The following is a 17,949-nucleotide window of genomic DNA, read 5'->3' as shown; positions in this document are numbered from 1 at the left end:
TTTATAACCTGCGCTGTTTTGCATTTCAGGGAAAGAATTATTCCTCGTCGCCCTCGCCAGTCAGCAGAGCACGGATGGACAGGGAAACCTTCTTCTTTTCGTCGTTGATGTCGATAATCTTTGCATCGACTTCTTCACCAACCGACAGGGTCTCGTCTGCCTTTGCAATGCGATGGTCAGCGATCTGCGAGATGTGGATCAGGCCGTCAACGCCCGGAACGATCTCTGCAAATGCACCAAACGGCATAAACTTCAGGATCTTAACCTTTGCGGTATCACCAACAGCATACTGCGAGGTGAAGATGTTCCACGGATTGTCCTCTTCGCGCTTGTAACCCAGGGAGATCTTCTTGTTCTCCTTGTCCAGGCCGATGACGTAAACCTTTACGGTGTCGCCAATCGAAACAACCTCAGACGGATGCTTGATGCGGCCCCAGGACAGTTCGGAGATGTGGATCATGCCGTCTACGCCGCCGATGTCAACGAATGCGCCGTAAGAGGTCAGGCTCTTAACAGTGCCTTCGTACTCGTTGCCAACTTCGATGGTCTCCCAGATCTTCTCAGCAGCTGCCTTGCGAGCTTCCTGCTGAACCGCACGGATAGAACCAACCACGCGCTTGCGCTGACGGTTGATCTCGGTGATATAGAAGGACTGCTTGGTCTTTACCAGCTTAGCCATGGACTCATCCTTCGGAACGCCGGTCTGGGAAGCTGGGATGAATACACGTACGCCAAATGCAGTTGCAACCACACCGCCGCGGTTTTCTTCTACGATAACACCTTCTACGATGGTGTGTTCTTCCTTGGCAGCCTCGATGGTCTCCCAGCCCTTGAGCTGATCGACACGCTTCTTGGAAAGCGAAATCAGGCCTTCGCCGTCGTTTACGCGAACAACAACTGCTTCGATCTCATCGCCCGGATGAATGTTCTCTTCAACCTTGTAGGACGGGTCGTCGGACAGTTCGTCGATCGGGATGTATGCCGTCTGCTTTGCGCCCAGGTCAACCTGAACTTCGGTCGGCGAAACAGCGATAACGGTACCAGTTACTTTTTCTCCATTCTTTATAGACTTGAGGGATTCCTCCAGCATTGCGGCGAAATCCTCACCAGTTTCAATTTTCATTTCTTCGCTCATCATGTTACTGACCTCCTTAATAATCCATGCCGGGGTGGAAGCACCTGCGGTAATCCCCACCGCGTGGTGTCCGAACCGGGTAATCTCATCTGCCTTCAATTCGGCCGCATCTTCGATGTAGAACACATGTGGGCAGAGAGTTTTGCTGATTTCATAGAGCCTCTTTGTGTTCGAGCTCTTTTTATCCCCAATCACAATCATGCATCCCGATTCTCCGGCAAGAAGACGAGCCTCCGCTTGGCGCTCGTCCGTCGCATTACATATTGTATCAAATATTTTGCAGTTTGTACACCTTTTTTTCAGAATTTTCACAGAAATATCCCAAAGCGCCCGATTCAGGGTGGTTTGGCCAACCACGCTCAGAGGATCATCCGAAGCAAGCTTTCCTTCGGAAAATGCCGCAGTAAGTTCTTCTGGAGTTTCAAAGACCATGGCTTCCTGGCACCATCCGGCAATGCCGACAATTTCCGGATGTCCCGCGCTGCCTAAAATAATAATTTTCCGTCCAGCGGAATATTCTTCCGCAACGATCCGGTGGATTTTGGCAACAAATGGACAGGTCGCATCCGATACCTGGCAGCCCTTGGCGGCAAACGCCTGATAGACCGATTGCGGCACGCCGTGGGCGCGGATGAGCACATGGGCACCATCCGGGATTTCATCGATCGTGAGGGCGGTGCGCACGCCCTGTGCCGCCAAGCGGTCGATCTCATGGGTGTTGTGAATGATCTCACCATAACAGTACAGCACATCGTGTTGTTTGGCCAGTTCTTCGGCCATATTCACCGCGCGGCGTACCCCGAAACAAAAGCCGGCGGTCTTGGCAACCCGCACCATCATGAGGGGATCTCCTTGCGCAGTTCATAGATGCGGCGCAGAATATCTTCGGAAACCGCCGCATAGTCGCGCGTTTTGGGGTCGGGGAGGAAAGGTTTCCCGAATACGACACGAGCTCGTGTACGGAAATGCTTGTGCTCGGTAACATAGACCGGCACGATGGGAGCCTTAGTTTTCAGGGCCAGCATCGCGGCACCTTCCTTGGCATCGCCTTCCTTGGCGTCGCGTGTGCCTTGCGGGAAAATGATCAGTTTCCGGCCATCTTTGACAGCCTGCAAGGCCGTCTTGATGGCGGTAATATCCGCGCGGTCACGGTCGACCGGGAACGCCCCCAGCCAGGTAATGAGTCCGCCGAAAAATTTGCTCGAAAACAGTTCTTTCTTCGCCATCAGGCGGATGCGGTGTGAGTTGCCCATCGCAGCCGCAACAAGCGGGGGATCGATGACATCCGAGTGGTTGGGACAGATGACACAACCGCCTTCCGGAATGTTCTCCCGGCCGATGACTTTATAACCAAAATACAGATGCAGCGCAGCCGACACGCAGGGCAGCGCGATATGTTGAAAATAGGGATGATACTTTGCCATATAGAAACCTCCTAGACATCCTGCGCTTTGCGAATGATGCGCAGAACGGCGTCAATGCTTTCTTCCAGCGTCAAATCGCTGGTGTCCAGCAGGACCGCATCGGGCGCCTGACGCAGGGGAGCGACGGCTCGGCCGGCGTCCAGCGAATCGCGGCGCGCCATATCGGCAAGCACCTGGCCGAGTTCCACATCCTGGCCCTTTTCGCGCAGTTCAGCGCAGCGGCGTTCAGCCCGCTTTTCCGCCGAAGCGGTCAAAAAGATTTTCACATCAGCTTGCGGCAAAATGACCGTACCAATGTCACGCCCATCCATAACAACGCTGTTTTTGGCCGCCATGTCGCGCTGGATGCCCAGCAGAAAATCGCGCACTTCCTGTACCGAGGAAACACGAGACGCAAACTGGGCGATCTGTGGGGTGCGGATGAGTTCGGACACATCCTCACCATTTAAGTAGACACGCTGCATATCCAGCAGATACCGCAGTTCGACCTGAATATCCGGCAGCACCGAAATGACCTCCTGCCGGTCAAAGGCGTCATAGCCGCGGCGGCAGACCGCAAGGCCGATGGCCCGGTAAAGCGCACCGGTATCCACATACAAGAACCCAAGGGTTTTGGCTGCGGCACGTGCGATTGTGCTTTTTCCGGCTCCCGAGGGGCCGTCAATGGCAACAGAAATTCGTTTCATAACCGTTTCTCCCTTATTTTGTAGCATCCGCAGCGGACACACCGGCAAGTCTGCCGGTTGCCCACGCAATCTGTAAGTTAAAGCCGCCCGTATAGGCGTCCACATCGAGCACTTCGCCCGCAAAATATAATCCTTGAACTTTTTTCGATTCCATGGTCTTGGGGTTTACCTCTTTGACCGATACCCCGCCGGTGGTGACGATGGCCTCGGAAATCGGACGAGCACCCGAAAGCGCGACCGGGAAGGCTTTGAGTAAGCGCACCAGCGATTGCCGCTGCGCACGGGTCACCGAGTGAACCTTGCCATGGGGATCGATACCGGATAGCCGCACGACCACGGGAATCATCTTGCGCGGCAGCAAATCGCCCAGCGCATTGATAAAATCGCTGTTCTTGTGCTTTTCGAAATCCCCGAGCAGGCGCTTGTCGAGCGTTTTTTCGTCGAGCGCGGGCTTGAGGTCAATGGCCAGACGGTATTCGCGGCTTCCGAAATGCCGCATATGGGCCGAAGCCGACAGGATCAGAGGACCGGATACCCCGAAATGGGTGAACAGCATTTCTCCGAAGTCCTCAAAAATCTTTTTGTCGTTCTCATAGGCGGTGACCTGTACATTTTTGAGCGACAGGCCCATCATTTCCTGGCACACATCGCCCTTTTCGGTCAGCGGCACCAGCGACGGGCGAGGGGATACCACCGTATGCCCCAGGGCACGGGCGAATCGATACCCATCCCCGGTGGACCCGGTCGCGGGATAGGACGCACCACCGGTTGCCACAATCACGCGATCGGCGGCATAGGTCTTACCATCCGCGACCACACCCTGCACCGCGCCGTTTTCGGTGAGGATTTGCTGGACACTGTGAAACAGGATTTGCACCCCTTGCTTTTTGACAAAGGCAAACAGGGCATCGACAATATCCGCCGCGCGGTCGGAGACCGGGAACACACGGTTTCCGCGCTCGGTCTTGAGCGGCACGCCGTGCGCTTCAAAGAAGGCCATCACATCCCGCGGGGAAAACTGCCCGAGCGCAGAATACAAAAAGCGCGGGTTGACCGGCACATTGGCCAGCACTTGGGGAACATCGCAGTTGTTTGTGACATTGCAGCGGCCCTTGCCGGTGATGTAGATCTTGCGGCCGACTTTGGCATTGGTTTCAAACAAAAGGACCGAGGCGCCGTTTTGCGCCGCAAATCCGGCAGCCATCAAACCGGCTGCGCCGCCGCCAATGACTGCGATCGTTGGAGTAGACAACGTATAAAAACCTCTCTTAAATAAAACTGGAAACGCCAGGGGAACCTGACGTTTCCGCAAGTGGATTATTCATCTTCCACGGTCTCATACACATGGTATTCGTCCCAGATGGTCTCCAGTTGGTTGAAGGTCGATTCCACTTCCTCCTGGCGGCCCAGGCTGACCTGGACGATCAGCGCATTGATGACCGACAACGGTGCGACCAGCGAATCGACAAAGCTGGCCATATCGCTTTTGGCGATCAGGGTATGATCGGCATAGCGGGTCAAAGGCGAAAGCCGGGAATCGGTCAAGGCAATAACTTTGGCGCCGCGGTCCTTGGAATACTTCATGGCCGACAGCGTGCGCTGGGAATAGCGGGGGAAGCTGATGCCGATAAAGACATCGTCGGGCCCGATGCGCAGGATCTGTTCGAAAATTTCACTGACGCTGTTGGTGTATAAAACCCGGACATTTTCGAACAAAAGCGTAAAATAAAAGCCCATAAAATTGGCAAGCGCCGATGCTGAACGCACGCCCAGAATATAGATCCTGCGTGCGCGCACAATGGCATCCGCCGATTGGTGGAAAGCGTCGCGGTCCAATTCGTCCAATGTCATGCGGATTTTTTCCACATCCGACCCCAGTACGGTTTCCAGGACATCGCGGTTGCCCATCCGGTCTCCGGCGACTTCCATGCGCTGCACAGCCGTCAGGCGGTTGCGGATCATTTCCTGCAAGGCCTTTTGCAGGTGGGGATAACCGTCATAGCCAAGTTCGGTGGCAAACCGTACTACAGTCGATTCGCTCACACCCACGGTCGCACCCAGCCGGCTGGCGGTCATAAACGCGGCCTTGTCATAGTGTTCGGCAATATAACGCGCGATCAGGCGTTGTCCCTTGGAAAAGCCGGACAGGTTGGTCTGTATTTTGGTCATTAGATCGTTCACGATCAAGTACGCTCCCTTTGTGAATTTCCTATTGTTTATTCTACCGGGCTTGCCGCAAAAATGCAAGTTCTTTCGGGGCAATCATGCAAAATTCAAGGGATTGAAAATTTTGGATGCTTTACACGCCGCGCAGATATTCGATCTCGCTGGCGGTCAGTTCGCGCCAGCTGCCTGGGGCAAGCGCGCGGTCGAGTTCAATAGCGCCCACCGAAATGCGCTTGAGCCGCCGCACGGTCAGCCCGCATTTTTCGCACATTTTGCGGATTTGCCGGTTGCGGCCTTCGTGGATGGTCATACGAAGGCGGGCTTGTCCCTCGCCTAGGCTGACAATAAATACCGTCGCCGGCTGAATGGTATATCCATCGATGTCCATGGGTTCGGAAAGGCCAGGCACCCCGGCCAGGTCGCCGCGGACGGTAACCAGATAGGTCTTGTCCACCTCGTGGGAAGGGTGGGTCAGCCGCTGGGTGACCGCGCCGTCGTTGGTCAGCAGCAGCAGGCCTTCGGAATCGTAGTCCAGCCGTCCGACCGGATAGACACGGCAACCGTAATTGCGTACCAACTGGGATACGTCCTTGCGGCCGCGCTCGTCGTGGAGCGTAGTCACATAGCCGCGCGGTTTGTAGAGCATCAGATAGCGCTTTTCTTCTTTGCGGCCCAGCGGTTTGCCGTCCACACAGATGTGGTCGCGCGCCGGGTCGGCTTGGGTGCCAATCGACGCTTTGCGGCCATTGACCGTGACCCGGCCATCGGCAATCCAGGTTTCCGCCGTGCGGCGCGAGCACAAGCCGGCCTGGGCGATGATTTTTTGCAGTCGTTCTTTCATAGTATTCCCTCACAACAGCGCTCCGGCGGGCGGGCATCAGCCCAGCCCGAAAAAGGAGCGGATTTGATCGATGATTTTTTCCAAGCGGTTCTTTCGTTCGGGCAGCATGGCGCTGTCCTCGGCAAAGACCAGCGTATCCTGCGCGACCACATGGTCACCCAACCGGTATTCGATGGTGCCATAGGTCGCTCCGGCCGTGGCAGGAGCGTACACGAATGGACGGCCATAGACGACCGTTTCGAGCGCTTCCTGTTCTTCCGGTGTGAGCCAAGCGGTGACCGTGGACGAAGCCGACAGGGGAAGGGTGGTCACGTCCCCACCGGCACAGGGCACCTCGCCCAGCGACTGGCCGGCTTCATGCAGGGTGCATTCCTCAAACTGCGCAAACGCGACATCCAACATGACGATGTGATCGTCCCAATCGTCGGGATCATTGAGCGTGACCGCGATCAGGCGGCGGCCATTGCGTTCGGTAGCCGATACCAAACAGCGGCCGCTTTTTTTGGTATATCCGGTTTTGACGCCGATCGCATCCGGATAAAGACGCAGCAGTTTATTATGATTGACCATCGTGCGGCCATTCGAAGAATAGGTGGCCGTGCCAACGATTTCACAGAAGGTCGGATTTTGCATGGCATAAGCGGTGAGCTGTGCCAGCTCCCGCGCCGTGGTGTGGTGATTGGCGCTGTCCAGTCCATTGGGATTATCAAAATGGGTATTGCCCAAACCGAGCTCGAGCGCCTTGTCGTTCATGGCAGCCACAAAGGATTCCAGGCCGCCGCATTCCCCGGCAATGGCCAGTGCTGCATCGTTGCCGCTCATCAGCATCAGGCCATAGAGCGTATCGCGCAGCGTGATTTCCTCGCCTTCTTTTAAGTACATCGACGAGCCTTCTACCAGCGTATATTCCTTTTTGACCGTATACGTGCGGTCCAGGTCGCCCTGTTCCAGCGCCACCAGCGCGGTCATGATTTTGGTCGTCGAAGCCATGGGAAGGATCTCGTCGGCATTTTGTTCAAACAGGACGGCACCGGTCTGTGCATCCAGTACGATCGCACTGCGCGCACTGACCGCGCCAGCCGTGCCCGTAAAAAGCAACGCAAACAACACACCGAGCAGCCATTTCCGCATGGAAAGATCCCCCTATCTGTCAAACACAAAATAGAACCTACTCATACAGCGTACGAGCAGGTTCCGGGGGATATGCCTTTAATTTTCTTCGGACGGTTCCGGAGCCGAGGCTTCGTCTGCCTTTTGTGCCCCGCGGCTTTCCATAAAGCTGGAGATCTTGCTGACCGCGCCGGGGATCATTTCGACCAAGCGGTCGGCTGTGGTTTCTGCCTGTGCATTGAGCGGCAGGATGCGCGCTTCGCCATCGCTTCCAACCACCAGAAAGCAGACCGGGGAAACGGTCACGCCTGCGCCGCCGCCGCCGCCGAAGCACAGCGGAGCGCCGTCTTTGGCATGGCGGGACTGATAGTCCGAACCGCCAGCGCCAAAGCCGAAGGTGACTTTGGAAACCGGAATGATGGTCGTGCCGCTGGACGTGGAAATGGGCGCGCCGATGATGGTGTTGACGTCGACCATGGACTTGATTTTTTCCATGGTTTCAGCCATCAGGTTTTGAATGGGATGTTCACTCATGGGGTTTCGCCTCCGTCTTTTTGTGTAAACGAACCGGGATTTTCAGGTTGTTTCAGCGTGTGATAAAGTTGCAAGATCGTCCGGCGGCGCTTCCAGAGCGCCCAGAAAAACCGAATGGGCCGCGCGGAAAAGGCAAGGGTGGCTTTCCAGCGGGTCTGGTCGGACTCAAAATCGCCGTCCAGGACGATATGATATTCTTTGATAGAAAAAGTATTTTCCAAAAACGGGGTAATCATACCCACAAGGGCCGAACATTCCCCGAGCAGCATGCCGGTCTTGGCGGCGTCGCCCGTAGCGATCACCACATCGGCCCGGAGGATATCGATGCGCACAATATCGCGCAGATCGTCCAGCACATCGAGCAGCAGACAGACCGTATCGCCCAAATCCAGATTGGAAAAATCAAAGCCAGAGGGCGCAGACTGTGCCGCCGCGGGCTTTTTCGGCTTGTCCTCTTTTTTTTTCTGAAAGGCGCGGGGCAGGGGATAGACCCGAATGCGGATGCGGCCATAGCGCAACCAGACCTGGACATCACCGTTTTCACCCTGGGCACGTACCCCGACACGGGGCAGTGTGAGCAGTAGGAAAATCCCCACAAGGCCCAGAAGGATACAGCATACGACACATGCGATTTTCAGGAAAAGCAGGATGATTCACCCCATTTCGCCATCCTCCAGGGAAAGCTGGAGTTGTTCTCCTTCGGTCAGTTCGGGCAGAGCAGGTAGTTCGGTCAGACTCGCCAGAGAAAAGGTACGCAGAAAGCTGTCGGTCGTGCGGTACAAAATCGGCCGTCCGGGCACATCCAAGCGGCCCGCTTCGGCGATCAGTCCTTTTTCGGTAAGACTGGCGACCGTGCCGCCCGAATCCACGCCGCGGAGCTGTTCGATGTATGCACGTGTGACCGGCTGCCGGTAGGCAACAATGGTCAGCACTTCGAGCGCAGCCGGAGAAAGCTGGGGCGCTTTGCGGCTTTCCAGCACGCGCCGCACCGCATCGGCATACAAAGGGCGAGAACAAAGCTGGGCCTTATCCTCCATGCGCACGAGCATAATGCCGCGCTGCTCAAAGTCATATTGGGCGGCCAGAGCTTCCAAAGCCTGTTCGGCATCATCGGGGGGAACACCGGCGGCTTGGGCCAACCGCATGATCGGCACCGCATCACCAGCAGCAAATAAAATCGCCTCCAGAGTGGCTTCCAGGGGATTCAATCAAGGTCCTCCTCTCCGGGCGGGACCAGACGCAGTTCAGCGTCCTCCCCCTGGCCCTCAATACGAATACGGCGGGTCTTGGAAAGTTCCAGCACCGCTAAAAAGGTAGCAACGGCTTCCGAACGGCTGCGTACGCTGCGGAAGAGCCGGGCAAATTGCAGTTTGGAATGCCGCAGGAATTGTTTGAGGATTTGCGCGATTTTTTCACCGACCGGCACGGTTTCCCGGCCAACGATGCCAGAAAATGCGTGGGCCGATGGCGGCACCCGCCGTTCGGCACGGCGCAGCAGGTTTCGTCCCGCACGGACAAGGTCCTGCGGTGTGTGACGATATTCCCGCGGGGCAAGCGAGCGGGCCGCTTCTGGCGGCTTGGTGAAGATATCGCGTCCAAACTCTCCCTGCTGTCGCAGATAGGGTGTGGCCAGCTTGATGCGCTGATATTCCAACAGCATTTCGACAAGCTGGGCGCGTGGGTCCTCGGGGTCGGTGTCCTCGTGCTTGGGCAGCAGCATTTTGGATTTGATATACACAAGCTGCGCTGCCATCGCGATAAAATCGCCCGCAATATCCATGTCCATGGTACGGGCCTCGTTCAGAACCGCCATATATTGCTCCAAAATCTGTGCAATGGGAATATCATAGATGTTGATCTTATTTTTGGAGATCAAATGCAGCAAAAGATCGAGCGGACCTTCAAAATGATCCAGCCGAAAGGTCATGGACTCCATCACAGGAACAGGTTCACCACCGAAAACGCCCAGTTCAAAACGGTCTGGCGTGCGCTCACGATCAGCCAGGACAGGCCGCCGATCCAAAGGAACGCAATCACAGCCAGCAGAATAATCGCACCATAGCGGTTCATAAAATTCTGATAGCGAACTTGCAGACGGAAGGGCAAAATGGCATCCAGAATGCGCGAACCATCCAGCGGATGGATGGGAAGCAGATTAAAGATACCTAGGCCAACCGACATCGCGCCGATATACGAGAAGAACAGGGTCAAAATCTCGGAAAACCCGGACACCGGATAGAATTTGATGTTAATGACCAAGGCAACGATATAGGCCACAAAGCCGAGCAGGAAATTGGACACCGGACCGGCCGCAGCCACCAGGCCCATGCCCCAACGGCGGTTTTTCAGCTGCGAAATATTGACCGGCACCGGGCGTGCCCAGCCAAAGCCAAGCAGCATCATGCAGGCAAAGCCCCAAGGGTCAATGTGCGCGAGCGGGTCCAGGGTCAATCGGCCGGAAGCCTGTGCGGTACGGTCACCCAAAAGATAGGCGGTAAATCCGTGTGCGGCTTCGTGAAAAGTCAGGCAGATGACGACCGCCGGGATGCCGAGCAGTAAGCCGACCACAAGATCCCGGATGTTTCCGCCCATGATTAAGTCGAGAAGCATTACAATCCTCCTGGCCGGGAGCAACTTTAAAATCTCTTTTCCCGGCATTTTTCAAAACGATTCACCATACAGTGTAGCAGATTTTCCCTTTCAACACAAGACTAACCGAAAAGTTTACGTTTTAGTCATATTTTCTGGTCCAAATCGTCAAAATAGGAGGAAAGTTCCGGAAGTTTCTGCAGGACATCCGCCCAATCGGGCGCTTCCCGGTGCAGGCGGGACGCACAGCGGCGGCAAAATCCTTCGAGCAGGGCAGGTTCCTGCTGCATCTGCTGCTTAAAGCCCCAAACGTGCGTAAAATACGTCTGTCCCGAGGTGAATAGAGCCGGGAGATCGGAGAGCGCCCGCAGCGGAACGCCCTTTTTCTGGGCCAGCATGGCGAGCAGACGCTGCTCGGCAAAGACCATATAGGTCAGGGCATTGTCAGCCCCTTGCGCATGGCACATAAAATCAATGGCGGTGTCGGTATAAAACGCGGTAAAGTCCGCGTCGCCAAAATAGGACAGCGCAGTATTGGCGGGCTGCACCGTCCAATCGAGCGAAGAAAAATCAAACCCGGCTGCCGCTGGAAAGGCTTCCGGGCCGGGATATACTTCTGGCAAAATATCCTCGCGATGGATTACCGCAAGCGGCGTATCTTCGAGCAGCGGTTCGATGGACTTCCATACAATAAAGTCAGTATCCAGCATCACACACGGCGCACCGAAGGCGCGCAGGGCAAACAGCTTGCCGGCCGCCCAGAAAATATGCGGATCGATGGCAGGCGGGATGTCATCCAAGACCGTACGGATGCCACCATCCCACAAATCGGACAAGCCGCGCTCCTGATAAAAGGAAGCTGCGGTGCGGTCGCACAGCATGGCAATACTACCCCCGTTTTTCTGCCAGAACAGAGCGGATAAAACCGTGGTCAGCAGTTCAAACGGCGCCACCTGATACGGTGCATCCGGATGCCGGACCCGAAAGGGGGCGGACCAGTTGCAGTGAAAGGCACGCAGCATGTTAAATCAGCTCCAATCCAAAGCCGCCGGCCTGGAAGGCAGAGCCGGTCGCGGAACCGGAGCCCCACCAGTAGGATACCACCCAAGAGCCGGATCCTTGCAGGTAAGAGGTCATAAAAGACGTGAGAAACGAGGTGGAAAAAGAGGAAAGGTACGACGATAGATAGGAACCCGAACCGGTCCAGGCGGTCAGGGTTTGCACCCCTTGCTGCGGCGGGATGGCGCCTGCCATGATTGGATAGACGATTTTCTCCGGGGCCGCCGGTTCATACCATCCAACATGCTGCGGTTCCGCAGCAAACACAGGGGCCGGCGCCGCGGATTCGGAAACGGCCGGTTTCGGGGGAGAGGGTTCGGAAGCTTTCGATTCCTGTGAAAGAGGTTCCGGAGCCTGCGGGGCTTCGAGATGGCGGGCATAACTGTCCAAATCCAGAACAACGCCGTCGATTTCGCGCAGATGCTCGGGGTCCATGGCAAGAATTTTATTGGGAACGGGCTGATTTGACATAATGGACTTCCCCTCGTTGGTGATTTTTCATGATTCAAAGGATTTTAAATCTAATTTTATTATAGAGGATGGCGGGAAAAACCGCAATGGCATCCGGTGGGATTTCCCAAGCTTTTTTGCAAACCTTTACAGGGGCGCAACCAGTGGCTATAATGGAGAAAAATCAAAAAAGGGGAAGGCCTATGAAATGGAAAACCATCGAACAAACGGTGTGGGAACGCTTGGCGGAAGAAAAGCGTCCCATTGTGTTATATGGAATGGGGGATGGCGCGGATAAAATTTTGCGGCAATTTGCGCGGTTTGGCATTGAGGCTTCCGGTGTCTTTGCCAGCGATGAATTTGTCCGGGGCCATAGCTTTGCCGGGTTTCCGGTCCAGACGCTCGCGCAGACCGTCGAAACTTTTGGTGAAGATCTGGTGATCGTCTTGTCGTTTGCCAGCCAGCGCCCGGAAGTGCTCGAAAAAATTTATCAGCTGGATGCGCGGTTTGATTTGGTCGCGCCCGATGTCCCGGTCGCGGGTGACGGCCTGTTCGATCGGGCGTTTGCGGGCGCCCATACGGCCGAGTTGGACACAGTGGCCGAATTGCTGGCCGATGCCCGTTCCCGACAAGTGTTGGACGCGATGCTTTGCTTTAAATTGACCGGAAAAATTCAATATCTGCGCGACGGAGAAAACGACAAGGTAGAAGCCTTTACAAATATACTAAAACCGCGCGAAGATGAACATTTTGTCGATCTTGGAGCCTATAATGGGGATACAATTCGGGAGTTGTTATCCTATACACAGGGGCGCTTTTCCTCTATCACAGCCCTGGAACCAGACCGTCGAAACTACCGAAAGCTCAAAGCCTTTACAGATGACTTGGCCGGACCTGTACACCTGGAACAGGCAGGCGCTTGGGAGCAAGACTGCGTTTTGACCTTTGCGGCCAAGGCCGGACGAAACTCCAGACTGTCGGACAAAGGGGTGGAAACCACCATGCGCGCGGTGGATTGCGTTTTGCAGGGAGACCCCTGCACACTCCTGAAAATGGATGTCGAAGGTGCGGAACGGGAAGCCCTGGCAGGGGCGGCCCAGACCATTGCGCGGTGGAAACCGCGCCTCAACATTGCCTGCTATCATCGCAATGAGGACCTGTTTGCCTTGCCGCTGCAAGTGCATGCGCTTTGCCCGGACTATGCGCTCTATCTGCGGCATCATCCTTATGTTCCAGCATGGGATGTCAATTTATACGCCCGGCCAAAAAATGAAATTGGGGCTGGAAATCCGTAAGCCGTGCGTGTATACTGAAAAAGGAAACAAGTGCTTCCAGCAAGATCATGAGAAAGACAAGGAGAGATCATTATGGGATGTTTCTACTGTGACGAGCACCACGAAGGCCGCGAAAGCATTATGTTCAAGGTCGGCGAAATGAAAGCCGGTATTCTGTATCTGTTTAAGGATCAGGCGCACAAGGGCCGTTGCGCACTGGCGCTCAAGAGCCATAAGAAGGAACTGTGCGAGTGCGATGAGCAGGAGCGCCGAGACTTTTCCGACGATCTGGCCGCTGCATCGGGCGCCATCAAGAAGCTGTGGGGCTGCACCAAGCTGAACCTGGGCTCGTACGGCGATACCAACCCGCATCTGCATTTCCATATCGTCCCCAAGTATGAAGGTGGTTTTGAATTTGGCGGCAGCTTTGCCATCACCAATCCAGAACCCGTCCTGCTCAGCGATGCCGAATATCAGGAGATGATCGGCGCGCTCCAGGCAGAGCTTGGCATGAAATAACCAAGGAAATAATAACACCCGAAACCACCGATGCGCGGTTTCGGGTGTTTTCTATTTTAAGAGCAGGTTGGGGTTTCAGCGCAGCGAGGGCAGGAGATGGTCGTAGGTTTCCTCAAACAGGAAAAAGGCGTTTTCTGCATTCACTTCATCCGGGTCCTGGGACAGCCAGATGCTATGGCGGACATTGCCGTCATCTTCCAGTCGCAAGACCAGATAAGGCCACTGGTTTGTCGTCACCTCCTGCGCACCAAAACGGTCGGCGGTGGTGTCCCGTGTGCAGGTGTAGGATTGTCCGTCATAGGTCACATCCGTAACGATCGGGTCGCCCTCGATCGTATAGGACACCAGGCGCAGATGCGCCGGGATGCCCTGCGTATAAGCCAGATCGATGAACGCATCTCGCGCGGATACATTGGTATCCCCACTGAGCGCCTGCTCATAAGAACCGCATTCAACCTGCCATACCTGGGTGGCAGACAGCGTTTCGCGGAACAGCAGCAGGGTGTCCGGCGTTTCGTTCAGCTCGGCTAGATGGGTGCAGACGTCATAATCGGCGCCGGTTAAATACCAAGAACGGTAGAAAGCAGAGTTTTCATAGGTTTCTACGGGAGTCAGCTGCGCCCAATGGGTCGTTTGCGTTTGCTGTGTGGAATAAGCGGTGGCGGGTACCTCCATGGTGCAGGTAAAAGCTGTGCCGTCGAAGGACAGATCATAATAGATGGACACTCCTTCGATAGATTTGCAGATAACGCGAACAAAACACGGCCGTCCAGCCGCAGAAAGCTCGGCAAAGGCGGTAAAGTATTCGCTGCCGTCCGGGTCTTCCTGGCCGACCGAACATTCTACGATGCCGCAGTCGATGCCTTGTTCGGCGCTTTGCGCGGGCGGCACGGAACTGGATGGCTGGTCGGGCTGCGGCAAGATGCGGCAGCCGGAGAGAAAGAGCGTAGTCAACAGGAGCAGTATCTTATATTTCATAACGATCATCCCCCTTTGCCTGTTTAGACGGCGCAAAGCGGCAAAAAGTTCCGCACGGGATAGCCGGAAACTGGGGGAAATGCCAAAACCGGCTGGACAAATGGAAAAAGGCTAGGCAATCGGACGCAGATGCGGTAAAATAGGGGAAAGACTACATTTTAACTAACGGAGGTTTTCACGAGATGGACGCAAAAGAGAAAGCACTCATCGCCCATGAAAAATGGCAGGGCAAAATCGAAGTTATTGCACGCTGCGAGGTCAATTCCAAAGAAGATCTGTCGGTCGCCTATACTCCGGGTGTTGCCGAACCGTGTTTGAAGATCAAGGACGACCCGTCGCTCAGCTATAAATATACTCGTCGCGGCAATCTGGTCGCGGTCATCACCGACGGCACGGCGGTGCTCGGCCTGGGCGATATTGGCCCGATTGCCGGTATGCCGGTCATGGAAGGCAAGTGCGCTCTGTTCAAGGCCTTTGCCGATGTGGATGCGTTCCCGCTCTGCGTTGCCTCCAAGGATGTGGATGAGATCGTCCGCACCATCCAGCTGATCTCCGGTTCGTTTGGCGGCATCAATCTGGAGGACATCGCAGCGCCCCGCTGCTTTGAAATCGAGCGCAAGCTCAAGGAAGTGTGCGACATTCCGGTGTTCCACGATGACCAGCACGGCACGGCTGTATGCTGCGGGGCAGCGCTCATCAACGCCTGCCGCCTGACCGGCCGCAAGGTCGAGGACATCAAGATGGTGGTCAATGGCTGCGGCGCGGCGGCTATTGCTGTAACTAAATTCCTGATGTTTTTGGGTGTCAAGGATATCACCATGGTCGAGCGCTTCGGCATTGTCTGCGAAGGCGACGAGCGGCTCAATCCGGCGCAGGCCGAAATGGCGCGGGTTACCAACCGCAGCCATATGACCGGCACCCTGGCCGATGCGGTCAAGGGCGCGGATGTCTTCTTCGGTATGTCGGCGCCGCAGGTCCTGACCAGCGACATGGTGGCGACCATGGCCAAGGATCCCATGGTTTTTGCGATGGCCAACCCGGTGCCTGAGATCTGGCCCGAAGATGCCAAGAAGGGCGGCGCGGCAGTCGTTGGCACTGGCCGGTCGGACTACCCCAATCAGATCAATAATGTGCTCGCGTTCCCAGGTATTTTCCGCGGTGCGCTCGACGTGCGCGCAAGCGACATCAACGAGGAGATGAAGCTGGCTGCCGCCAAGGCGATTGCCTATGTAGTGCCGGACAGCGAACTGACTCCCGAGCACATCATGCCCATGGCTTTTGATAAGGAGGTCATTCAGGCGGTTGCTAAGGCGGTTGCGCAGGCAGCAATCGGCAGCGGCGTGGCACGCATCACACAAAATGGCGAGTGTTGATAAATTCCTGGGTAGAGTTTTGTAAATTCCGATTGACTTTGCCGGGGGAGTATCTTAGAATAAGAAATATACCAAGCATGGTGTGAACTGTGAAATGTGGAAGTCTGCTGTAAAAAGCAGGAAATCACAGTTTAGCAGGACGTCCCGGGGCAAAGGGACAAATGCGAGATTTATGGAGGTAAGAAATATGTTGGATCCAAAGAAAGTAAAATTGGGTATCTGTCCGATCGGCTGGTCGAATGATGATATGTGGGACCTGGGCGACGAAAATACTTTCCAGCAGTGCATTTCGGAAATGAAGCTGGCAGGTTTTGACGGCTGTGAGGTTGGCCACAAGTATCCGGAGGATAAGACGGTACTCAAGCACATGCTCGATGTGCGCAACATGACCATTGCATCCAAGTGGTTCTCTTCGTTCCTCGTAGACAAGCCGTACGAAGAAGTAGAAGCTGAATTTGTCAAGGAACTCGAATATCTGTCCTACGTTGGCGCAACCGCAATCAACGTTTCCGAGCAGTCCGGCTCTATCCAGGGCATGATGGACAAGCGCATCCTCAAGGACAAGCGCGTCATGAACGATGAAGAGTGGGATCGTTTCTGCACCGGCCTGAACAAGCTGGGCAAGCTGTCGCTCGAGAAGTACGGCATCAAGACCTGCTTCCACCATCACATGGGCACCGTTTGCCAGACGGTTGAGGAAACCATCCGCATGCTGGAGAACACCGACCCGAAGTATGTATTCCTGTGCTTCGACACCGGTCACTTCACCTTTGCTGGCGAAGATCCGGTTGCCGTTCTGGGCAAGTTTGCTGACCGTGTCGGCCACGTTCACCTCAAGAACATGCGTATGCCGATCGTTGAGAAGGTCAAGAACGAAGACTGGTCCTTCCTCAAGGCTGTTCGTGAAGGCGCATTCACCGTACCGGGCGACCCGGACGGCTGCGTAGATTTTGACGCTGTATTTGATATTCTGGACAAGGCTAACTACGAAGGCTGGATTATGGTTGAGGCCGAGCAGGACCCGGCAAAGGCCAATCCGTTCGAGTATTCCAAGATGGGCCGCGAGTACATTACCGCACACACCGGCTTGGGCGGCGAAGTGGTTCTGAAGTAAGTTTGTTTTCATAAAGAAAATCCCGTTCCGGTTTGGAACGGGATTTTTTGTGCTCAGAACTCTTTTTTGCCGTAAATCAAGCAGGAAATCAAATAGGACAAGACAAACAGCACCACGCTGCACGCGAGCAAAATAAGCAGAAACCAGACAGAGCTCAGAAGCGACAGCACATCTTGCAGCAATTGTTCGTTGCTCGTTTCAAATTTTTCCATCAGCAGCGGCAGAAGCACCGCGGGTCCGATGCAGACCGCCATGATGATAAATCGTGCTTTGGTTGGGCCGAACTGATAGAGGACCGGAAGAAGGATGGCATTGAGCAGCAGAACGAGGGTCAGCGCCACCAGAACAGCGATGATTGCGCCCTCATACTCCTGCATGCTAATCAGGAGAGAACAGGCAAAGCCAATCAAGATAGAACTGACCGCAACGGCTGCGCAGGTCAGGTACCGTCCGCGGACGATACCGCGTCGGGTCACCGGAGCGGAGAGCAGCATAGATTCCCAGCCCGACTGCTCACTGAGCGAAAACACGCTGATAGGCAGTAGAATGGACATGAAAGCCGGATAAAAGAACGCAAAGTAGATGGATTTCTGGACAAATGCGAAAACCATCATAAAGGCGAACACACCGAGTAATGTTTTGAGTTGTCCGCGGAGCAGGTAAACATCACTGCGAAACGATGCAAGCATGAAAATAC

Annotated in this window: 20 protein-coding genes; 4 read left to right on the top strand and 16 right to left on the bottom strand. The window is 55.3% G+C overall.

Annotation, left to right across the window (positions count from 1 at the left end; translation table 11 throughout):
- Window positions 1-37: 37 nt before the first annotated feature.
- The 14 genes from EFB11_RS08800 to EFB11_RS08735 all read right to left on the bottom strand — a co-directional run bounded on the left by EFB11_RS08800 (window position 38) and on the right by EFB11_RS08735 (window position 12,015).
- A complete protein-coding gene (locus EFB11_RS08800) occupies window positions 38-1,975 on the bottom strand; it encodes a bifunctional 4-hydroxy-3-methylbut-2-enyl diphosphate reductase/30S ribosomal protein S1 (protein WP_122789874.1) in 1,938 nt (645 codons plus the stop codon).
- Window positions 1,972-2,559: a lysophospholipid acyltransferase family protein gene (locus EFB11_RS08795; protein WP_122789873.1), complete on the bottom strand. Its 588-nt coding sequence runs from the start codon at window positions 2,557-2,559 to the stop codon at window positions 1,972-1,974. The genes EFB11_RS08800 and EFB11_RS08795 overlap by 4 nt, the downstream gene beginning before the upstream one ends.
- A gap of 11 nt (window positions 2,560-2,570) precedes the next feature.
- Window positions 2,571-3,245 carry a (d)CMP kinase gene (gene cmk, locus EFB11_RS08790; RefSeq protein ID WP_122789872.1) on the bottom strand — a complete coding sequence of 225 codons (675 nt, stop codon included), beginning with the start codon at window positions 3,243-3,245 and terminating at the stop codon, window positions 2,571-2,573.
- A gap of 13 nt (window positions 3,246-3,258) precedes the next feature.
- Complete coding sequence (locus tag EFB11_RS08785) at window positions 3,259-4,497, bottom strand: NAD(P)/FAD-dependent oxidoreductase (RefSeq protein WP_279220542.1); 1,239 nt, start codon at window positions 4,495-4,497, stop codon at window positions 3,259-3,261.
- 65 nt (window positions 4,498-4,562) lie between these two features.
- Complete coding sequence (locus EFB11_RS08780) at window positions 4,563-5,414, bottom strand: MurR/RpiR family transcriptional regulator (RefSeq protein WP_206424201.1); 852 nt, start codon at window positions 5,412-5,414, stop codon at window positions 4,563-4,565.
- A gap of 130 nt (window positions 5,415-5,544) precedes the next feature.
- On the bottom strand, window positions 5,545-6,252 hold the full coding sequence (locus EFB11_RS08775; RefSeq protein WP_122789871.1) for a pseudouridine synthase: 708 nt from the start codon (window positions 6,250-6,252) through the stop codon (window positions 5,545-5,547).
- A 36-nt stretch (window positions 6,253-6,288) separates the two neighbouring features.
- Window positions 6,289-7,383, bottom strand: a complete 1,095-nt coding sequence (locus EFB11_RS08770) for a D-alanyl-D-alanine carboxypeptidase family protein (protein ID WP_122789870.1) — start codon at window positions 7,381-7,383, stop codon at window positions 6,289-6,291.
- 78 nt (window positions 7,384-7,461) lie between these two features.
- A complete protein-coding gene (ytfJ, locus tag EFB11_RS08765; RefSeq protein WP_122789869.1) occupies window positions 7,462-7,896 on the bottom strand; it encodes a GerW family sporulation protein in 435 nt (144 codons plus the stop codon).
- Window positions 7,893-8,492: a DUF2953 domain-containing protein gene (locus tag EFB11_RS08760; protein WP_164706689.1), complete on the bottom strand. Its 600-nt coding sequence runs from the start codon at window positions 8,490-8,492 to the stop codon at window positions 7,893-7,895. The genes ytfJ and EFB11_RS08760 overlap by 4 nt, the downstream gene beginning before the upstream one ends.
- A gap of 57 nt (window positions 8,493-8,549) precedes the next feature.
- Entirely contained in the window at window positions 8,550-9,104 is a 555-nt protein-coding gene (gene scpB / locus EFB11_RS08755) for an SMC-Scp complex subunit ScpB (protein ID WP_122789867.1), read from the bottom strand.
- On the bottom strand, window positions 9,101-9,823 hold the full coding sequence (locus EFB11_RS08750; protein WP_164706688.1) for a segregation and condensation protein A: 723 nt from the start codon (window positions 9,821-9,823) through the stop codon (window positions 9,101-9,103). Before EFB11_RS08750 ends, scpB begins: the two co-directional genes overlap by 4 nt.
- A gap of 8 nt (window positions 9,824-9,831) precedes the next feature.
- Complete coding sequence (locus EFB11_RS08745; protein WP_164706687.1) at window positions 9,832-10,506, bottom strand: site-2 protease family protein; 675 nt, start codon at window positions 10,504-10,506, stop codon at window positions 9,832-9,834.
- Between the two features lie 125 nt (window positions 10,507-10,631).
- Window positions 10,632-11,507 (bottom strand): hypothetical protein, encoded by an 876-nt coding sequence (locus EFB11_RS08740; protein ID WP_122789864.1) that lies wholly within the window; start codon window positions 11,505-11,507, stop codon window positions 10,632-10,634.
- 1 nt (window position 11,508) lies between these two features.
- Complete coding sequence (locus tag EFB11_RS08735) at window positions 11,509-12,015, bottom strand: hypothetical protein (RefSeq protein WP_122789863.1); 507 nt, start codon at window positions 12,013-12,015, stop codon at window positions 11,509-11,511.
- Between the two features lie 182 nt (window positions 12,016-12,197).
- On the opposite strand from EFB11_RS08735, the gene EFB11_RS08730 reads away from it, so the two are divergent.
- Together EFB11_RS08730 and EFB11_RS08725 are read left to right on the top strand one after the other, a co-directional pair.
- Window positions 12,198-13,289: an FkbM family methyltransferase gene (locus EFB11_RS08730; RefSeq protein WP_122789862.1), complete on the top strand. Its 1,092-nt coding sequence runs from the start codon at window positions 12,198-12,200 to the stop codon at window positions 13,287-13,289.
- Between the two features lie 72 nt (window positions 13,290-13,361).
- Entirely contained in the window at window positions 13,362-13,787 is a 426-nt protein-coding gene (locus EFB11_RS08725; RefSeq protein ID WP_122789861.1) for an HIT family protein, read from the top strand.
- A gap of 75 nt (window positions 13,788-13,862) precedes the next feature.
- Here EFB11_RS08725 and EFB11_RS08720 read toward each other — a convergent pair whose 3' ends face one another.
- A complete protein-coding gene (locus EFB11_RS08720; RefSeq protein WP_164706686.1) occupies window positions 13,863-14,765 on the bottom strand; it encodes a DUF4362 domain-containing protein in 903 nt (300 codons plus the stop codon).
- A 182-nt stretch (window positions 14,766-14,947) separates the two neighbouring features.
- On the opposite strand from EFB11_RS08720, the gene EFB11_RS08715 reads away from it, so the two are divergent.
- Window positions 14,948-16,138, top strand: a complete 1,191-nt coding sequence (locus tag EFB11_RS08715) for an NAD(P)-dependent malic enzyme (RefSeq protein WP_122789859.1) — start codon at window positions 14,948-14,950, stop codon at window positions 16,136-16,138.
- Between the two features lie 187 nt (window positions 16,139-16,325).
- Window positions 16,326-17,252 (top strand): myo-inosose-2 dehydratase, encoded by a 927-nt coding sequence (gene iolE, locus EFB11_RS08710; protein WP_122789858.1) that lies wholly within the window; start codon window positions 16,326-16,328, stop codon window positions 17,250-17,252.
- 53 nt (window positions 17,253-17,305) lie between these two features.
- On the opposite strand, the gene EFB11_RS08705 is transcribed toward iolE, so the two are convergent.
- A complete protein-coding gene (locus tag EFB11_RS08705; protein ID WP_122789857.1) occupies window positions 17,306-17,941 on the bottom strand; it encodes an ABC-2 transporter permease in 636 nt (211 codons plus the stop codon).
- Between the last annotated feature and the right edge of the window lie 8 nt (window positions 17,942-17,949).

The sequence above is a fragment of the Intestinibacillus sp. Marseille-P6563 genome (genome assembly GCF_900604335.1).
Classification (GTDB): Bacteria; Bacillota; Clostridia; order Oscillospirales; family Butyricicoccaceae; genus Butyricicoccus_B.
Note: the sequence above shows the minus strand (reverse complement) of the source record. Positions and strands in the feature narration are given on the sequence as shown.

Coding starts and splice junctions, on each gene's coding strand:
- ytfJ (WP_122789869.1), bottom strand. CDS start 7,896: ATGAGTGAACATCCCATTCAAAACCTGATGGCTGAAACCATGGAAAAA.
- EFB11_RS08730 (WP_122789862.1), top strand. CDS start 12,198: ATGAAATGGAAAACCATCGAACAAACGGTGTGGGAACGCTTGGCGGAA.
- EFB11_RS08735 (WP_122789863.1), bottom strand. CDS start 12,015: ATGTCAAATCAGCCCGTTCCCAATAAAATTCTTGCCATGGACCCCGAG.
- iolE (WP_122789858.1), top strand. CDS start 16,326: ATGTTGGATCCAAAGAAAGTAAAATTGGGTATCTGTCCGATCGGCTGG.
- EFB11_RS08740 (WP_122789864.1), bottom strand. CDS start 11,507: ATGCTGCGTGCCTTTCACTGCAACTGGTCCGCCCCCTTTCGGGTCCGG.
- cmk (WP_122789872.1), bottom strand. CDS start 3,245: ATGAAACGAATTTCTGTTGCCATTGACGGCCCCTCGGGAGCCGGAAAA.
- EFB11_RS08795 (WP_122789873.1), bottom strand. CDS start 2,559: ATGGCAAAGTATCATCCCTATTTTCAACATATCGCGCTGCCCTGCGTG.
- EFB11_RS08770 (WP_122789870.1), bottom strand. CDS start 7,383: ATGCGGAAATGGCTGCTCGGTGTGTTGTTTGCGTTGCTTTTTACGGGC.
- EFB11_RS08705 (WP_122789857.1), bottom strand. CDS start 17,941: ATGCTTGCATCGTTTCGCAGTGATGTTTACCTGCTCCGCGGACAACTC.
- EFB11_RS08715 (WP_122789859.1), top strand. CDS start 14,948: ATGGACGCAAAAGAGAAAGCACTCATCGCCCATGAAAAATGGCAGGGC.
- EFB11_RS08780 (WP_206424201.1), bottom strand. CDS start 5,414: ATGACCAAAATACAGACCAACCTGTCCGGCTTTTCCAAGGGACAACGC.
- EFB11_RS08720 (WP_164706686.1), bottom strand. CDS start 14,765: ATGAAATATAAGATACTGCTCCTGTTGACTACGCTCTTTCTCTCCGGC.
- EFB11_RS08725 (WP_122789861.1), top strand. CDS start 13,362: ATGGGATGTTTCTACTGTGACGAGCACCACGAAGGCCGCGAAAGCATT.
- EFB11_RS08775 (WP_122789871.1), bottom strand. CDS start 6,252: ATGAAAGAACGACTGCAAAAAATCATCGCCCAGGCCGGCTTGTGCTCG.
- EFB11_RS08800 (WP_122789874.1), bottom strand. CDS start 1,975: ATGATGGTGCGGGTTGCCAAGACCGCCGGCTTTTGTTTCGGGGTACGC.
- EFB11_RS08745 (WP_164706687.1), bottom strand. CDS start 10,506: ATGCTTCTCGACTTAATCATGGGCGGAAACATCCGGGATCTTGTGGTC.
- EFB11_RS08750 (WP_164706688.1), bottom strand. CDS start 9,823: ATGACCTTTCGGCTGGATCATTTTGAAGGTCCGCTCGATCTTTTGCTG.